Genomic DNA, 16,815 nt, shown 5'->3' with positions numbered 1-16,815 from the left:
CGGGCATTCGAGGACGCGTCGCCCGGGACGGACAGCCCAGGGCACGCAGGGAGGAAAACTCCGGATGTCTGACGCCCCCGACCTGACCAATCTCGTCGACCTCGCCGGTGCGCGGCTCGGTGGCTCGGTGGTGGCCGTCAACGACGAGTTCTTCGCGTTCGCCGAGCGGATGCTGCTGCCGGAGCCGCCGGTCAGGCGCCCCGGCGTCTTCACCGAGCGCGGGAGCTGGACCGACGGCTGGGAGACCCGCCGCCGCCGGGTGCTGCCCGGCGCCGACTGGGCCGTCGTCCGCCTCGGCGTGCCCGGCATCGTGCACGCCGTGACCGTCGACACGTCGCACTTCACCGGCAACTCGCCCGAGGCGGTCGAGATCCAGGGCGCCACCGTCGGCGGCTACCCGTCGCCGGAGGAACTGCTCGACGAGTCCGTCCAGTGGGTGACGCTGGTGGCGCGCACACCGGTGAACCCGGACGCCGTGAACGTGTTGCCCGTCGAGGGCGACGGCCGGATCCGGATCACCCACCTGCGCCTGACGATCTACCCGGACGGTGGCGTCGCCCGGCTGCGCGCGCACGGCGAGGTCGTGCCCGACCCGCGGCTGCTCGACCGGGTCACCTCCGACCTGGCCGCCGCCTACCTCGGCGGCGTCGTCGTCGCCGCGAGCGACATGCACTACGGCGACCGGCACAACCTGAACGCCGGCGGCGAGGCCCGGGTGATGGGCGAGGGCTGGGAGACCCGGCGCCGGCGCACGGCCGGCTACGACTGGGCCGTCATCCGGCTGGCCACGGCCGGCCGGGTCGTGCGCGCCGAGGTCGACACCCGTCATTTCCGCGGCAACGCGCCGCGTGCGGTCGCCCTGTGGGCGGCGTACGCGCCCGAACTGACGCATTCGGACGACGTCTCGACGATCACCGACTGGCGTCCGATGCTGCCCCCGACCAGGACCCAGCCGAACACCCGCCACCTGTTCGACCTGGAGGTGCCGGTCGAGGCGACGCACGTCCGCGTCGACGCGATCCCCGACGGCGGCCTCGCCCGGCTGCGGCTGCTCGGCGCCCCGACCGAGCAGGGGCGCGAGTCGCTGGCGGTCCGCTGGCTGGACGCGCTCTCGGCTGGCGCGGCCAAGGAGGAGCTGCTCGCCTGCTGTGGGTCGGAGGACTGGGCGGACGCCGTCGCCGCCCGCCGGCCGTTCGGCACCCTGGAGGAGCTGCTCGCCGTCGCCGAGCAGGAGTGGTGGAAGCTGCCCGAGACGGCCTGGCTGGAGGCCTTCACCGCGCATCCGCGGATCGGCGAGCGACCGATCCTCTCGGGGGCGCCGACGACCTCGTCGCGCGCGACGATCGCGGGGCTGGACGCGCCGCGCCGCGAGCAGGCGGCGATGGAGTCGGCCAGCGCCGAGGTGCGGGCCGCGATGGCCGAGGGCAACGAGACCTATGAGGAGCGTTTCGGCTACATCTTCCTGATCCGGGCCGCCGGTCGCTCCGCCGAGGAGATCCTCGCGCTGCTGCGCGAACGCCTCGGCAACGAGCCCGCCCGCGAGCTGCGGGTCGCGGCGGGCCAGCAGGCCGAGATCACGGCGATGCGGCTGCACCGCCTGATCACCGGTTCCTGAGGCTGCCGAGCCCGGCCAGCGGAACCTGGACGAGACGCACCGAGCCCGGGCCGCCGCCCCCCGTCTCCGGCGGCCCGGGCCGTTCGGTGTCGCCGGACGGCCCGCCGGCCGGCCCGCGATGGCGTCCACGCACCTGGCTCGCGGTCAGGCACGTCGTGTCGATCGGATCCGCCCGGACCGAGCGTAAAGGGGTCCAATCCGCGCTCGACAGTGGAAAAACCCATGCACCGAACCGGGAAAATCGCCGGGCAGGATTCCCGTTTGCCGGCCGGGTGGCCTGGGTGCGGGCGCCACCGCTGGGGGACGTGGTTTTCCTCGCTGTCCGCCAACCACAGGACTCTCTGGAATCGGCGCGTCGCGGACGGCCATCCGGAGGCCCGACTACTGGCCGGGAGCGGGCTGGCCGGAGCCGGTCGCGCCCGGGTCCGGCAGCACCAGTGCGACGGCGGCGGGGTCGCGCAGCCCGAGGTAGAGCCCGGCCAGCTCGGCGCGGGACGAGACTCCGTGCATCCGGTACAGCTCGCGGGCCAGGTTCTCCGCGTGCCCGCGGGACAGGTACAGCTCGCGCGCGATCGCCTCGAAGTCGTCCCCGCGCAGGATGCACACCAGCAGTGCCCGCTCCCGGTCGGTCAGCGCCCGCTGCCCCGGGACGACCTCACCGGTCCTGCCGGCCATGGCCGGCTCCCAGCCGGCCGTGGGCGGCGACGAGGACTGCGCCGGGGCGCTCGCGGGCCGCCGGGTGCCGCTCGCCGCGGGTCCCGTCACGACGGTGAGCAGCTCGCGGCAGCGCCGGGCGTAGGTCGTCGCGCCGAGCGCCTCGAACGCACCGAGCGCGTCGGTCAGCGCGTCGGCCGCCCGCCGGGTCCGCCGCTGGCGTCGATGGATCTCGCCGGCCCGCAACGTGGCCTGGGCAGCGTCGTAGGGCATGCCCAGCGCGGCGGCCTCCCGGGCCGACCGCTCGAACAGCGCGACCGCCTCGTCCAGCCGGCGCTGGCCGGCCGCCAGCAGGCCGCGGGCCCGGGCCGCGACCGCGAGCGTGACCGCGGACCCGCGCTGGCCCGCCTCGTCCTCCAGCCGGGCGAGCTCGCTCGCGGCCTCGTCGAACCGGCGCAGCCGGACGAGTGCCTCGACGAACAGGTGGCGCCACTCGAAGACTCCCGGAGCGAGCGCGCCGGCCGGATTCGCCAGCGTCTCCACCCGGGCGCAGGCCTCGACGACCCTGGCCGGGTCGTCGAGGGCCGCGGCCAGATGGGCGGTGGCGGTCGCGTGGTACGCCCACATGGCGGGCACGCCGTCGCCGTCCAGCTCCGCGGCCCGGGCCAGCAGCCGTCCCGCCGCCGCGGCGTCGCCGCGCGCCGCCGGTACCAGCGCGGCGTTCGCGTAGACGAACGGCAGCACCCAGATGTGTCCGGCCGACTCGGCGAGGGCCACGGCGTCCTGCCCGCAGGCGAGGGCCTCGGCCCACCGCCCGGCGCGGAATGTCGCCTCGGCGAAGTGGGTCATCGCGAGCAGGCGCAGGTGCATCGCGGTGTCGGGGGCATAGGTGACCGGGTCGAGGTCGGCGGCGGCGCCCGGCAGGTCGCCGGACCACAGCCGCACCACGCCGCGGCCGATCCGCAGGGCCGCGCTGGTGTGCGGTGTCGGGTCCAGCGCCCCCTCGCCGGCCGTGAGCTCGGCCAGCGCCCGCCCGCCGTCTCCGGTCGAGGCCGTCCGGGACGCCGCGAGCAGGGCCAGTCCCTGCGCCCGCAGCGGCGACGGCGCGCTCCGCTCGTCGAACGCGCGGGCCGCCCACAGCCCGGCCTCGTCGTAGAAGCCGGCCGGGATGAACGCCTGGGCGAGCCAGGCAGCGCTCTGCGCGGCGGTCTCGGCGTCGCCGGCCGCGCTGGCCGTCTCCCAGCTGGCCATGAACCCGAGAACCCCCTGCTCGGCGCGGTTGGCCAGCAGGTCCAGGTGCGCCCGCACGTACCGACGCCGCGGTGAGTCGTCACCGGCTCGGCCGCCGTCGGCCTCGGCGCCGTCGCGATCATCCTGGGCGAGGATCGCCGCCGCCTCCGCCCGTTCGCCCGCCTGCAGGAAGGACATCGCCGCGTCGAGGCGCAGGGTGTGCGCCTGGGCCGGGTCGGGGGTGAGCGGCGCGGCCAGCAGCAGATGGTCGGCGGCGCGGACGTAGCGGCCGGTCGTGGCCTCGGTGGTCGCCAGCTTGATCAGCTCGTCGGCGAGCCCGCCGTCCGGAGTCAGCGCGGCCGCGGCCCGGTGCTCCAGCGCGGTCGCCCGGTCGGTGGCCGCCTCGGCCACGGCGAGGTGCAGCGCGGACCGCCGCGGCAGGTCGATCGCGTGGTAGATGACGGCGCGCACCAGCGCGTGCGGCGGGCTCACCCGCAGTGCCGGTGGCTGCCCCACGGTGTCGACCAGGTCGTGGCGGACCGCCTCGGCGAGGGCACCGGCCGGGTCGGCGATCCCGGCGATGGCCGCGAGGTCGGCCAGCCGGGCCGTGCGGCCCAGCACCGCCACGGCGGCTGCCAGCTGCCGCCCCGCCGGCGGGCAGCTGGCCAGGTCGCGCGCGACGAGCGACCCCAGCGACTCCGGGGCGCGCAGCGCGCCGACCACGGCCTGGCCGACGGCCGACACAGGCCCGCCACCGGTCGCGACGGCGTCGGAGTCGCCGTGCGCGGCGAGCCACTTCGTGATCCACAGTGGGTTGCCGCTGGTCGCCTCGACCAGGGACCGCGACCGGCGTGGTGGCAGCGGGGGTCGGCCGGTGGCCGCGCACAGCTCGGCCAGTTCGTCCTCGCCGAACCCGGCCAGGTCGAGGACGGCGCCGGCCACCTCCGCGCGCCGACGCACACCGTCCAGCCAGGGCGAATCGTGCTTGCGGCCCGCGACCACCAGCAGCAGCGGCAGCCGGGCCCCGTGCAGGAGCAGGTAGTGGACGGCGCGCAGGGACGGGGCGTCGCACCAGTGGACGTCGTCGATCCGGATCACGAGCGGCCCGGCGGCGCAGCGGCGGGCCGCCGCCCCCAGCAGCAGCTCGCCGGTCTGGCGGATCCGCTCGGCGGCGGCGATGTCCGCGTCGGCCTCGATGGGCGCGTCCGCTCCTGGATCCGCGTCCGGTTCAAGAGCCGCGTCCGTTTGGGGAGCCGTGTCCGTTTGGGGAGCCGCGTCAGACGCGGGTGTCGCCGTCGCCTCAGGCGGCGGCTTCGGCGTGGCTGGGTCGACGCGCAAGCCGGGCGTGGCCTGCTCCGCCGCCGCCGTCAGCACGGCGAGCAGCCGGTTGGCGAGGTCCAGATCGTGGGAGCGGACGCTGTCCGCGGCCTCGACCCGGGCGATCACGGGAGGAACGGAGACGGCCGGGCCACCGGAGCCGCCGGGTCCGTCCGGACCGCCAGGCCCACCGGGGCCAGCCGTGCCGTCCGAGCCGCCGCCGCCGGTCGGGAGCCGGGCGAGGAACTGGTCGAGGAGCGTGGTCTTGCCGATGCCCGCCTGGCCCTCGACCAGGACGCACCGCAGACCGGATACGACGGCGGCCGCGTACTGGGCCGACAGCCGATCGAGCTCGGATCCCCGTCCGACAAACCGCACCATGCCGCCGCCTCAGCCCACTCTGTTCCGGCCCGTCGCTCACCCCCAAACTGCGTCCCCCGCCCCGGATTAGGCCGAATACGGCCGCATGCGGGTACGGCGCATAGTAGACGCCCTGTGGCCGTTTGATGACGGCGACGAACCGGGTGTGTGGCGGTGGGCGGGGGACCGGTTGGCATCGTCCATGGGCCCGTTTCGGGACGTCTGCCTGTTCCTGCCCGGCCTGCCTGTGGTCCCGGGCGAGGGCGGCGGTGACGCCGGCCCCGTCGCGTGCGCCTCGACGTTTCACGTTCGTTACTCGGTGGTGCCACATTGGTGCCTCCCGGCAGGGGTGAGGGGCCGCGTACCGGATGCGGCCAGATACTGCGGATGGGCGGCCGCCGGGGCCCGCCGATGAGTGAGGGCCAGATGTCGCTGTCCACCCACGTGCTGGACACCGGAGCCGGCCGGCCAGCGGCCGGCATCGCGGTTCGCCTCGAAAAGATCATCCTGGGCTTCGACGGCCAGCCGAGGGGCTGGAGGCTGGTCGCCGAGGCCGAGACCGACGCCGACGGCCGGATCGCCACGCTTCCGGCGGATGCCCCCGGCCGGTGGCGGCTGATCTTCGACACCGCCGAACGCTCGTCGTTCTTTCCCGAGGTGACGATCACCTTCAACATCGACGATCCGGCGGCGCACCACCACGTCCCGCTGCTGCTCGCCCCCTACGGGCTGTCCTCCTACCGCGGCAGCTGAACCCAGCGGTACCGCAGGTGGAACGCGCTGACTGCGTCACCCCGTGAGCTTTCAACAGGAGCGCCGCATCCCGACGGGAGACACTCGGGGGGTGCCCACCCTGTCGGAACACCTGCTCGCCCGGCTGACCGCGTCGCTGGCGCCGGTCGACGCGCAGCTCGCGGCCCGTCACCCCGGGGACCCGGGTACCCGTCAGCCGGTGCACACCTGCTACATCCCTGCCGACCGGCTGCATCCCGACGTCGTCCTCGACTGGGGCGAAAGCGCCCGCGAGGCGCTCGCCGCGCACGCGCCGTCGCCCGCGGCCCTCGCCGCGGCGACCGGCCTCGGCGCGACCAGCGGCCCAGGCGGAGCGGCCCCGAACCCCGCCGAGGCCGCCGCCGACCCCGCGCTCGCCGAACGGGTGTACGCACACGTCCTCGCGGCGCTGTCCCTCGAACCGATCCAGGACCTGCGGGCCGACCTGGAAGACGGCTACGGCATCCGCCCCGACGACGTCGAGGACGAGCACGCCATCGCCGCCGCGACGGCCCTGCGAGCGGCCCACGAGGCCGGTGCCCTGCCCGCGAGCTACGGACTGCGGCCCAAGTCCCTCGACCCGGCGGTGCGTGACCGCGGCCTGCGCAGCCTCGACCTGTTCCTGACCGCGCTCGCCGGCGACGACGGCGGCCCGCCCGGCCTCGTGCTCACCCTGCCGAAGGTCAGCGCGCCCGAGCAGGTCACGGTGTTCCTCGCCGTGCTCGACGAGCTGATTCCCCGGATCGACCTGCGCCCGCCGGCCGTCGAGCTGCAGATCGAGACCCCCGCCGCCGTGCTGGCCCTGCCCGCGCTCGTCGAGGCCGGCCGGGGCCGCGTGACCGGCCTGCACGTCGGCACCTACGACTACTCGGCCGCGCTCGGGATCGCCGCCGAACACCAGGCCAGCGACCATCCTTCGGTCGAGTACGCCACGACCCTCATGCAGCTCGTCACCGCCGGTACGGGGATCCGGGTGGCCGACGGCTCGTCGAACTTCCTGCCCGTAGGCCCGACGCCGGTCGTGCGGGCCGCCTGGCAGCGGCACGCCGGGCTGGTGACGCGAGCCTGGCGGCGCGGCCTCTACCAGGGCTGGGACCTGCACCCGGCACAGCTCGTCAGCCGGCACGCCGCCGTCGCCGCGAACCTGCTCGCCGGCCTGCCCGCCGCGCTCGGCCGGCTGTCCGCCTATGCCGAGGCCCGGTTCGCCGGCGCGGTCGCGGACGAGCCCGCGACGGCCCGGGCGCTGGCCGGCCACGTCCTTCGCGCGTTGGACGCGGGTCTGCTGGACGACGCGGGCCTGGCCGCCGCCGATCTCGACCGCGCCGTCGTCACGAAGCTGGGCGGCCGCGTCTCCTGAACGGCCCAGTCGCCTGGTCCAGCTGAACCCCGCTGAACCCGCTGAACTGGCGGACGCTGATCGCGTTCGCGTCGGGTCGCAGCCCGGCCCGGCGTGGCGCGGTCTGGCCTGGCCTGGGCCGGCCCGGCCCGGCGCGGCCTGGCCGGGCTCGGCCAACTGATCGCTGCTTGCACCCTCGGGTGGTCGTTACCAGGCTCGGAAGACGACCACCCAGGTCCCAAACAACGATCAGCCGCCGGTGACCTCGGCCGGCCAGACGATCGGCGGCAGATCTGCTCAGGTCAGGTCGTCGTGGTCTACCAGCTTGAGGCTGCGTTCCCACAGCTCGGCCCTGGCGGCCGGGTCGTATGCCTGACCATTAGCCCTGGAATCGCGGGACCGGTCGAAGAAACGTCCTGTCACGGTGGCCAGGGCCGGCTCGACCGCGAGGCGGCGGGTGGACTCGACTCCGGTCTCGAGCGTGTCGATCGGTGTGACGTTCTCCGACGTGACCATCTTCGTCGGCATGAAAGTGCCCGGGTGCACGCTGTTCACCGTCACCTCGCCCGACGGCAGCCGCTCTACGAGTTCGAAGCCGGACATGATCTGGGCCAGCTTGCTGCGCCGATAGGCCCGCATTCCGTCGTAGCCGCGCTCGATCATGAGGTCGTCGAAGTCGATCGGTTCCTGCCCGAGCGAGGCCACATTGACGATCCGGGCCGGTTTCCCGGCGTGCGTGGCCGTCTCCCGCAGCAGCGGAAGCAGCTCCAACGTCAGCAGGAAACCCGCCAGATAGTTCACCGCGAACCGCAGCTCGTACCCGTCGGCGCTGACCCCCCGCTCCCGCCCGGCCGGCTCCCCGGAGCCGATCCCAGCGTTACTGACCAGCACATCGAGCCTGTCGGTCGTCCCGCGCACCTCGGCCGCCAGTCGCCGCACCTGCGCGAGCTCCGACAGATCCGCCAGGACCGTCGCCGGCCGGGCCGTCCCGATCGCCTGGATCTCGTCGGCTGTCCGCTGAAGCCGGGCAGCGTCGCGCCCATGCAGGATCAGCGCCTCCCCGTCGGCCGCGAGCCGGTGCGCCAACGCCCGGCCAAGCCCGTCCGTCGCGCCCGTAATGAGGATGGTCATCGGCACCCTGTCGCCTTCCGACTCGGCTCGCGCATCGCGGTCTTCCGACCAGTCCAGCGCTGTTCGGCCCGCTGGTCGGCTCCAACACCCCCAGTCCGCCGGTACTTCCGCTGTCTTGGTTTGCACACGGATACGACGACGGTCGCCCTCGGCGCTGAGGGCGACCGTCGTCGGGAGTTCAGGTGCTGTTCGGACTCCGTGTTCAAGTGAGGCTGCGAAGGACGGGCGCGGGCCGTACTCCGGCTGCCTCTGGGGCCGGTGGGCCGATCGCCGCGTGGCCGGTGGCCGACCGCGCCATTTCGATCAAGACGACGACACAGATGAGACCGACCAGTATCAGCGTCTTGATGGCTGACATCATCGGCCGCAGGAACGTCTGGGCGAGCTGCCACATCGACCGGATGTGCCGGGCGAGCAAGGTCATCAGGGCGAAGATTCCGATGGTCACGATGACGGCCAGGACGAGGCCGCCACCGCCACCGCTACCGGTGCCGGCCTGCGCTAGCAGGCCATTTACCGGCAGTACCGGCGGCGCTACTCTGGACATGGGTTACCTCCGTTCAAGTGCGTTTGTTTGCTCTTGCGCTACGGGGACGGACAGGCGCCCGGTTTGAAAGACGCCCCTGGTACATCGCGGCAACGGTGTGCCAGGGGTGTTCTGCGTTCTGGCCTAGCTGGACTCCACCTCCAGGTGATTCTCTCGACTTCAGCTGTATCAAGCTGTAATCTTGAAGTCCCACCCTATGACTCCTAGAGTCGAGTGGGGGTACAAATCACTCTAAGGCCAACTCCCCAACAAACCAATGCCTAAACCGTCGCGGCACGCACTGTCCCGTATGGTTGTCTGGGGGTTCGACTGCTAGGCTGCGCTGGTTCACAGATTCAAGCTGGCGCTGAAGTTCAGTGAATACAGGTGGAGGAGGTGGAACCCCTGATGTCCCACCCAAACGCGCAGCTAGCCGGCCGGCTTCGGCAGCTACGCGAGTCTGGCGAACCGCGGCTGTCGCAGTCGATGGTGGCCAAGGCGCTCGGCGTCTCGGTGGCGACCGTCTCCTCCGACGAGAACGTCGCCAGAGTCCCGGTCGGCAGGCTCGCGGCGTATGCCCGGTTGCATGCCGCGCCGCGGGCGGACACAGAGGCCCAACCGCGGCTCGCCGACGAAGAGGAACTGACCGACGAGGAACGGACCGAGCGGGACGACCTGCTCGCCGAGCTGAAGGCGCTTCTCGCGGACGCGGCGGTTCCGGCGCCGGAACCCGCGTCAGTTCCAGGTCTGGCGTCCCTGCCGGGCGCCTCGCAACGCCGTACCTGGCACTTCAATGACGGCGCGCCCGTCCGGATCATCTGCGGGCAGATCCCGCCGGCCGCGCGACCACGGATGGGCCTCGCCGACAGCGTCAACTACACGGAGCTTTTCACGTACGCGGACGTGGACGCGTTGGTGGAGTTGTTCGGCCATATCCGGGCGGAGAATCCTGCTCTCGACGTGCGGTTCTTAACCTCGGCCAACATCACCTCGGACGACCTGTCCGCCCACCTCGTGCTACTCGGGGGCCTCGGCTGGAACCAGTCGACAGAGTGGTACAACAGGCAGACTTCGTTCCCTGTGGTGCAGGTCGAGGACCCGGCGTACCCCGACGGTGAGGTCTTCGAGACGCGGCGCGGCGACAAAGCCACCCGCCATTACCCCAAGACCACTGACTCGCTTCTCGTAGAGGATGTCGGGCTGCTGGTCAGGACGCCTAATCCGTATAACCAGGCGCGTACCCTGACCATCTGCAATGGCGTGTATTCCCGTGGGGTGTTGGGTGCTGTGCGCTGCCTTACCGACGCTAATTTCCGGGATCGGAATGAGCAGCACATCCTAGATAAATTTGGCGATGTTCCCGAATTCGGCGTGTTGATGCGTGTCCCGGTGCACAGAGGGAAGACCGTCACCCCGGATCTCGTTAACACATATTCGGTCATCTTCGAATGGCCGGAAGGGACCTGATCCGTGGCTGAGGTCGAAGGGCCGGAGGAGATCGGCGACAGACCCGGTAGTGGGAACTCGTCCATCGACCATCGGACCTCCCACCGCGATCTGCTGCAGTGGTGCGGCCCGGGCAGAGCCGCGCGGCTGGACGCGATCGTCGTACCGGCCTCCCGTCCGGCTTACAGCCTCGTCGCCTCGATGGAACTGGCTACCGCCGTCGGCGCCCGTCTTGTGGCGATGTGCAGCGGGAACGCCGAGGTGAGGAAGGTCGCCGGGGTCGCGCGAGAGGTGCCGGACCTCCGGGCGACCGTCCTGGACCTGAGCACCTACCGGGGCGGCTGGCTGGACGACTTCCGGACCTCGGCGGTGGCAGCGGCCGTGCCCCGGCATCTGGGCGACCTGAGCCTGAAACGGAATCTCGGTCTCCTGCTCGGCGCCGCCGCCGGCTGGAGGTCGTTGTTGTTCCTGGACGACGACATCCGCGACGTGCGGCCGGAGCTCGTCCTGCGCGCGACCGCCGGGCTCGCGCATTTCGACATCGTCGGCATGGTCGCGAGGAGCTTTCCGGACAACTCCGTGGTCTGTCATGCCAACCGGCTGGCGGGTGGCAGCCAGGGTGTATTCGTCAGCGGTTCAGCGGCCGTGCTCGACCCGACAAAGACGCTGGGATTCTTTCCGCGCGTCTACAACGAGGACTGGCTTTTCTTCCACGATCCCCTGGCGCGGGGCCGACTAGGAGCGACCGGGACGGTCCGTCAGCTCGAATACGAGCCGTTCGCGGACCCGCAGCGCGCCGCGGCCGAGGAGTTCGGTGACATCCTCGCCGAGGGACTGTGGACGCTGCGGCACCTCGACCTCACCGATGCGGACGCGAATGTCGGCTACTGGCGGGAGTTCCTGCAGAGCCGCCGTGTCTTCATCGCCGCTGCCGCGGAAACGCTGGAGACGCAAAAACTGCCGGGACCGGTGACGACGCGGGCGCTGGCCGCGCTGGCCGCCGCGGAACGCAGCCGGGCGAACATCCAGGCCGCGCAGCTGGAGGACTATCTGCGACGGTGGCGGGACGACCTGGCCGACTGGCGCGAGCTACGCACGCGATTCGCCCAGTGCCAGACGCTGGCTGACGGACTCGCGCAGCTGGACCTTTCCGGCCGGGCGATCTCCATCGGCGAGCAGAACGACTGCTCGTTGGCCGAGCCTGTGCCCGCGGCCGAGCCCGCGGCCGAGCCCGCGCCGGTGGCCGAACTGGACGCGTTGGTTTGCGGCTGACGCCCTGACTCGTCCTCCAGCCTTCGGCGGCGTCGGTGGTCGGCCTTCGGGCGACGGCCCGGCCGCGCCCGCGGTGCCGTCGCCCGATGGCGGTCAGAACTCGGCTGGGTGGGTTCCGGTTTCTGGCCGCCGGCCAAGGACGCTCATGATCATGCGCATCTCCTGGCGGCTGTCGAAGGGCTTGCTGTGCCCGGTCCCGGTGAAGCCGAGTCGTTCATAGACGTTGATGGCCGCCTTGTTCTGCTCGAAGACCCAGAGTGACAGCGACCGGGCCGAGTCTGCGGCGGCCCAGCTGGCGACCGCCTCGATGAGCTGGCGGGCCACCCCGCGTCGTCGCCAGTCTGGTGAGACCCAGAGGCTGAGGAGGTGGCGTTCGTCGACGTGATCGGCCAAGGGCGCCGATCCCGCGGCGAACCCGATCTGGCCGCGGCCGGCTTCGGCGACGAACCAGCGGCAGAGGTTCATCTGTTCGTGCCAATAGGAAGCGGTGCGTAGACGTTCGCGTCTGACGCTCGGGCCGAAGGCTTCGGGAGCCTCTCGCAGTGCCCGCAGCCGGAGCTGACGGAGCAAGGCCCACTCCCCGTGTTCGAGCGTGCGGATCTCGAAGCTGTGGGTCACCACTACCACGGTGGCAGATTCGCTTGTCCGGTTCATCCGTTACAGACCGGCGCGAACCGGGGGCCGCCGTGGGCCGCCACCCCTCGGTGTATCCGACTGGGTAAGCCTCGTCACGGTGGCCGGCGCTTCGTGGGGGCGTCAGCTGACTGGGCGGAGTAGTCCGGCCCCGCTCATTCCTCTGGCCACTCGAAGAGTCTGATCTTTGGGTTGCTGAGGTCGGGAGTCACGGTCTTCCCGTTGTTGATCGGGACCCGGAACAGCATGCCATACCGCGGTGCGTCGCCGAAACGGCTGGCGAGATACTCCTCGTTCCGTTCGCGAAGAACTGCGTGAGTGAACATGCGTACCGCACCCAGGACGCCGCGCGAATGAACTCCGTTGCAGATGGTGAGCGTGGCGGTCATGTTGTACGGGTTCGGCACCCGGGCAAAATACCCGACGTCCTCGACATACCGGGACGTTGCTCCCTTGTTAAGCTGGGCCCGGTAATGGGGTGTGTATTCCACGCGTTCGCTGCCGTCGGATGGCTTTACGACGAATATTTCACCGTCAGGGAAGTCCCGGTGCCCGATCTGCTTGACGGGTAGATCCTCGAGCTCGCTCAGAAAGGACTCGGTCATATCGTTCCACTCGAGTCCGCCCACGGCGACCACGTGATGGGAGAAGTCGTCGTCGGACATGTCGTCAGGCTGCATGAAGCGGACGTCGGTGGTGGGGTTCTCGGCGCGGATGTGGCCGAAGAGCTCGACCATGGGGTCGAGGTCGGCATAGCCCAGGAGCCGGGTGAAGTTGGGGTGGCGTGGATCGGCCAGCCGCGAGACGTCTTCCGAGGGGATCTTGCCGCACACCAGTCGTATAGGAGTGTCGTCGGGGAAGTGCCAGGTCCGTCGGCGGGCGCGCGCGTGTGCCGGCGCTCCATGGTCGCGTAACCGCCTCAGCTCCAGAAGGAGCACGTCGCGCCCATGGCGCTCGTCGGCGGAGAGCTCCTCCTCGGCCAGAACGCGTACCTGGCCATTGGCGATGGAACGGGGCGTCGCGAAGAAACTGGCATAGGTGCGGAGCTTGTCGTCGCCGGGCGAGGCCTGCCCGGTCTCGTAGCTCGACACGGTCGTCTCCGCGACGAGGAGGAGCCTGGCGAGCGTCGCCTGAGTCAGCTGCCGAGGCAAATGAGTGGTTCGCAGCTCTCGAAGACGTCGGGCGAGTGGCGTCCGTCTTTGAGCTGGAGACACGCCGACCCCCTCCCGGGCGATCCCAGTGGAGTCCATGGTAGCCCAACGTGGACCGTTTGGCCTGTATTAGGCCCCACCAGTCGGGTGGCCGACTTAGACGTTGACGCCGACAGCCCGTCGTGGACCGGCTGAACCGGGTTGGACAACGGTTCGCCCCACTCCCGGCGACCGTGTGTCAGATACGGAACACCTGGACCTTCGTGCACCACCCTGTTCGGCTTCCCTTTCGTTTCGGGTGTCTGGAACAACCGCCTGGGGACTTTCCTGGAAGCGACCGATGAATGGGGCAGCTGGGCCTCGGGTGCCAAGGCCGGAGGCGAGATGGAACCGCACTGACGACGCGGCCGCCCGGCGGCGTGTCATAGAAGATGGGTGGAGCACGGAAAGCATGGACGTGAACCTGGCAGAGTCGTTCTTCACAGCCGCTCCGGTCGAGTCGATGGGCCGGTCCGGAGGCGATGGGGCCACGGCATTCGCGCTGGTGATGGCGCTGATCGCCGCGATGGTGCTGATCCGTCTCCTGCGCGCGGCGTGGGAGGTCATCGCGCCACTGGTACGACCGGTCCTGGCGCTTGCCTGCGCCCTTCTCACGACGATCATCGTGATCGTCGTGCTGCTTGGCGGGGCTCCCAGGCATGCGTCGGCGGGGTCGCCGGTTCCCCCGGCGCAGATCACGACGTCAGCGCGGCCGGGTCTGGCGCCACAGATCTAGGTCAGGCCTTCTCCAGGCGCGCGGACAGGGTCGAGGCCTCCGCGACGACGCGGTCGCGCAGGTCGCGCTTGCCGGTCTCGTCGAGCCAGGTTGCCTCGACGCCGTCCAGCGCGATGCCGACCATGTCGTCGAACCGGTAGCCGAAGGCCTCGGCGACCGAGAAGTACTCGTAGCCGAGGTCCAGGTCGGTCATGGCCGGGTCGTCCGTGTTGAGCGTCGCCAGCAGGCCGGCCTCGCGCATCTTCGGGTACGGATGGGCGGCCAGCGTCGGGAACGCGTTGGCGATGCGAATGTTGGAGTTCGGACAGACAGTGAGCGGGATCCGCTCGGTGGCGAACCTGCGGACCAGCGCCGGGTCGTCGACCAGGGAGAGACCGTGGTCGATGCGTTCGGCGCCGAGGACGTCGACCACCTCGGCGATGGCCGACGGAGGCGAGTTCTCGCCCTGATGCCCGGTCAACCGGAAGCCGAAGCCGGCGGCGGTCCGATACGCCTCGGCGAACGACTTCGGGTCGACGCCCAGCTCGGTGGAGTCCATCCCGACGCCGAGTACGCGCTCGATGCCTGGAGCGCCCGAACGACGTAGCTCGCCCAACTCGGTCACCAGCTGAAGGCCCGGCCCAGGACCGAACGCCCGGTCGATGTCCGCGATGAGCATCGCCTTCGAGCCGGTCTCCGCCTCAGCCGCGGCGATCCCGGCGGCGAGCCCGGCGACGATGTCGGCCAGCCGCTGACCGGCCTCGAGGTGCCGCGCCGGGGTGAAGAACATCTCCGCGTAGACCCGGCCGTGCCCGGCGGCGTCGACCACGCTTTCGTAGCCGAGCCGGGCCCAGTCGTCACGTCCGCCCAGCGTCGACTGCACCAGCCAGAAGATGGCCAGGAACTCGTTCAACGAGCCGTAGGAGTACAGCTCGTCCAGGTTCTCCGTCGGCAGCGTCAACCCGTGCCGTCGGGCCAGTTCGAGGACCGTTCCCGGCCGCATCGTGCCCTCGACGTGGCAGTGCAGCTCCACCTTCGGCAACAGGTCGAGTGCGGTGGCCAGCGTCAGCGGCTCGGTCGTGCTGGTGCCCATGCCCGTCATCCTCGCCTGTCCCGGCCGGTCACGCACGGGCCGGGACCGGGCCAGTCACGCATCGGGAACCGGCCGGTCATGCACGGGCCGGGAGCGGGCCGGCGTCCTCGACGGCCGCCTGGATCCCGCCAGCGATGGAGCGGTGCCGGGCCAGCATCTCGTCGAGCGCGGGATGCGTTGGAAGCCCGTTCTCGACGACGAGCCTCCCGGCGACGACCGTATGCCGCGCGGCGACCGGGCCGCAGCGCAGCCACGCCTCGATCGGGTCGGACAGCGCACCGGCGAAGGCCACTCCGGTCAACGGCCAGACGACCAGGTCGCCGACCGAACCGACGGAAAGCTCCCCGATCTCGCCGACCCGGCCCAGACAGCCCGCGCCACCGCGTGTCGCGATCTCCAAGGCGTCCCGGGCCGACATCGACGCGGACCCGTGCCGCAGCCGGCCCAGCAACATGGCGTTGCGCGCTTCCATCCACAGCGAGGCCGAGTCGGCCGACGACGACCCATCGCAGCCCAGGCCGACCGGAACCCCGGCGGCCCGGAACTCCCGGATGGGCGCGAGCCCACCGCCCAGGATCATGTTGCTGCTGGGGCAGTGGGCCACTCCGGTACCCCAGGCGCCCAACCGGGCGACCTCCGCCTCGTTCGGGCAGACGCAGTGCGCTACCCACGCCCGGCTCCCGCCCCAGCCAACCTCGGCGAAGTGGTCGATGGGCCGCCGGCCGTAGACCGCGAGGCAGTACTCGTCCTCCTCGGGATCCTCCGCCAGATGGGTGTGCAGCCGGACGTCCAGCTGCTCGGCCAGCTCGGCTGTCGCCTTCATGAGCTCCGGGCTGACGGAGAACGGCGAGCAGGGCGCGAGCGCGATCCGCACCATCGCGCCCGGAGACGGGTCGTGATGCGCGGCTACGAGCCGGGCCGACTCGGCAAGGATCTCGTCCGGGTCCTGCACCACCGAGTCGGGCGGCAGGCCACCATCCTTCTGCGACAGTGACATCGACCCGCGTGTCGGGTGGAACCGCATGCCCAGCTCGCGCGCGGCGGCGATCTCCGCCCCGATCAGATCGCCGCCGCCCTTCGGGTGGACGTACAGGTGATCGGTCGAGGTCGTGCAGCCACCGAGAGCCAGCTCGGTAAGCCCGACATAGGCCGAGACGTTGACCGCTTCTTCGTCCAGCCGCGACCACAGTGGGTACAGCGTGGACAACCACTGAAAGAGTGTGCCGTGCAGCGACGGCGCAAAGGCTCGAGTCAGGTTCTGGTAGATGTGATGGTGCGTGTTGACCAGTCCGGGGGTCACGAGACAGCCCTCGGCCTGCACCGTGCGCTGGGCCCGCGGCGGCGGGTCGCCGGCGGCACCGACGGCGCTCACCAGCCCGTCGGTGATCGCCACCCAGCCGCCGGGCAACTCCCGGCGCTCCGCGTCGACGGTGGCAACCAGCTCGGCCCCGACGACCAGCAGGTCGGCGGGCCGGTCGGCGGTGGGAGAGGGGGCACCCGGTTGCGCGGTCATGAGCGCCGATTCT

General features: G+C 71.4%; 13 protein-coding genes. 6 read left to right on the top strand and 7 right to left on the bottom strand.

Translation table 11 applies throughout. The features are described from left to right. Nucleotides 1–64: 64 nt before the first annotated feature. The gene (locus tag FRAEUI1C_RS29240; RefSeq protein WP_013426988.1) at nt 65–1,615 is read left to right on the top strand and encodes an allantoicase; all 1,551 of its coding nucleotides are present in this window, start codon (nt 65–67) and stop codon (nt 1,613–1,615) included. A 381-nt stretch (nt 1,616–1,996) separates the two neighbouring features. Here the strand turns inward: FRAEUI1C_RS29240 and FRAEUI1C_RS29235 are convergent, their stop codons facing one another. After that, nucleotides 1,997–5,197: an AAA family ATPase gene (locus FRAEUI1C_RS29235; protein WP_013426987.1), complete on the bottom strand. Its 3,201-nt coding sequence runs from the start codon at nt 5,195–5,197 to the stop codon at nt 1,997–1,999. 405 nt (nt 5,198–5,602) lie between these two features. On the opposite strand from FRAEUI1C_RS29235, the gene uraH reads away from it, so the two are divergent. Further along, the gene (uraH, locus tag FRAEUI1C_RS29230) at nt 5,603–5,929 is read left to right on the top strand and encodes a hydroxyisourate hydrolase (protein WP_013426986.1); all 327 of its coding nucleotides are present in this window, start codon (nt 5,603–5,605) and stop codon (nt 5,927–5,929) included. A gap of 91 nt (nt 5,930–6,020) precedes the next feature. Then, entirely contained in the window at nt 6,021–7,304 is a 1,284-nt protein-coding gene (locus tag FRAEUI1C_RS29225) for a DUF6986 family protein (protein WP_013426985.1), read from the top strand. Nucleotides 7,305–7,580: 276 nt separating this feature from the next. On the opposite strand, the gene FRAEUI1C_RS29220 is transcribed toward FRAEUI1C_RS29225, so the two are convergent. Next, nucleotides 7,581–8,414: an SDR family NAD(P)-dependent oxidoreductase gene (locus FRAEUI1C_RS29220; protein WP_013426984.1), complete on the bottom strand. Its 834-nt coding sequence runs from the start codon at nt 8,412–8,414 to the stop codon at nt 7,581–7,583. Nucleotides 8,415–8,616: 202 nt separating this feature from the next. After that, entirely contained in the window at nt 8,617–8,961 is a 345-nt protein-coding gene (locus FRAEUI1C_RS29215) for a hypothetical protein (RefSeq protein ID WP_013426983.1), read from the bottom strand. Nucleotides 8,962–9,327: 366 nt separating this feature from the next. On the opposite strand from FRAEUI1C_RS29215, the gene FRAEUI1C_RS29210 reads away from it, so the two are divergent. After that, a complete protein-coding gene (locus FRAEUI1C_RS29210; protein WP_232425169.1) occupies nt 9,328–10,407 on the top strand; it encodes a helix-turn-helix domain-containing protein in 1,080 nt (359 codons plus the stop codon). Nucleotides 10,408–10,410: 3 nt separating this feature from the next. Beyond that, on the top strand, nt 10,411–11,658 hold the full coding sequence (locus tag FRAEUI1C_RS29205) for a hypothetical protein (RefSeq protein ID WP_013426981.1): 1,248 nt from the start codon (nt 10,411–10,413) through the stop codon (nt 11,656–11,658). 93 nt (nt 11,659–11,751) lie between these two features. Here the strand turns inward: FRAEUI1C_RS29205 and FRAEUI1C_RS36780 are convergent, their stop codons facing one another. Both FRAEUI1C_RS36780 and FRAEUI1C_RS29195 read right to left on the bottom strand, forming a co-directional pair. Next, nucleotides 11,752–12,276, bottom strand: coding sequence for a GNAT family N-acetyltransferase (locus FRAEUI1C_RS36780; RefSeq protein ID WP_157735079.1), 525 nt, complete (start codon nt 12,274–12,276; stop codon nt 11,752–11,754). A gap of 170 nt (nt 12,277–12,446) precedes the next feature. Next, nucleotides 12,447–13,541, bottom strand: a complete 1,095-nt coding sequence (locus FRAEUI1C_RS29195) for a helix-turn-helix domain-containing protein (protein ID WP_232425168.1) — start codon at nt 13,539–13,541, stop codon at nt 12,447–12,449. Between the two features lie 352 nt (nt 13,542–13,893). Between FRAEUI1C_RS29195 and FRAEUI1C_RS29190 the strand changes: the two genes are divergently transcribed. Beyond that, on the top strand, nt 13,894–14,217 hold the full coding sequence (locus FRAEUI1C_RS29190; RefSeq protein WP_013426978.1) for a hypothetical protein: 324 nt from the start codon (nt 13,894–13,896) through the stop codon (nt 14,215–14,217). Between the two features lies 1 nt (nt 14,218). Here the strand turns inward: FRAEUI1C_RS29190 and add are convergent, their stop codons facing one another. Together add and FRAEUI1C_RS29180 are read right to left on the bottom strand one after the other, a co-directional pair. Then, nucleotides 14,219–15,289, bottom strand: coding sequence for an adenosine deaminase (add, locus tag FRAEUI1C_RS29185; protein WP_013426977.1), 1,071 nt, complete (start codon nt 15,287–15,289; stop codon nt 14,219–14,221). A gap of 76 nt (nt 15,290–15,365) precedes the next feature. After that, on the bottom strand, nt 15,366–16,802 hold the full coding sequence (locus FRAEUI1C_RS29180; RefSeq protein WP_013426976.1) for an 8-oxoguanine deaminase: 1,437 nt from the start codon (nt 16,800–16,802) through the stop codon (nt 15,366–15,368). Nucleotides 16,803–16,815 lie beyond the last annotated feature (13 nt).

This window comes from Pseudofrankia inefficax (genome assembly GCF_000166135.1).
GTDB classification, from domain to species: domain Bacteria; phylum Actinomycetota; class Actinomycetes; order Frankiales; family Frankiaceae; genus Pseudofrankia; species Pseudofrankia inefficax.
The sequence above is the reverse complement of the archived record's forward strand: the minus strand, read 5'-3'. Positions and strand labels throughout refer to the sequence as shown.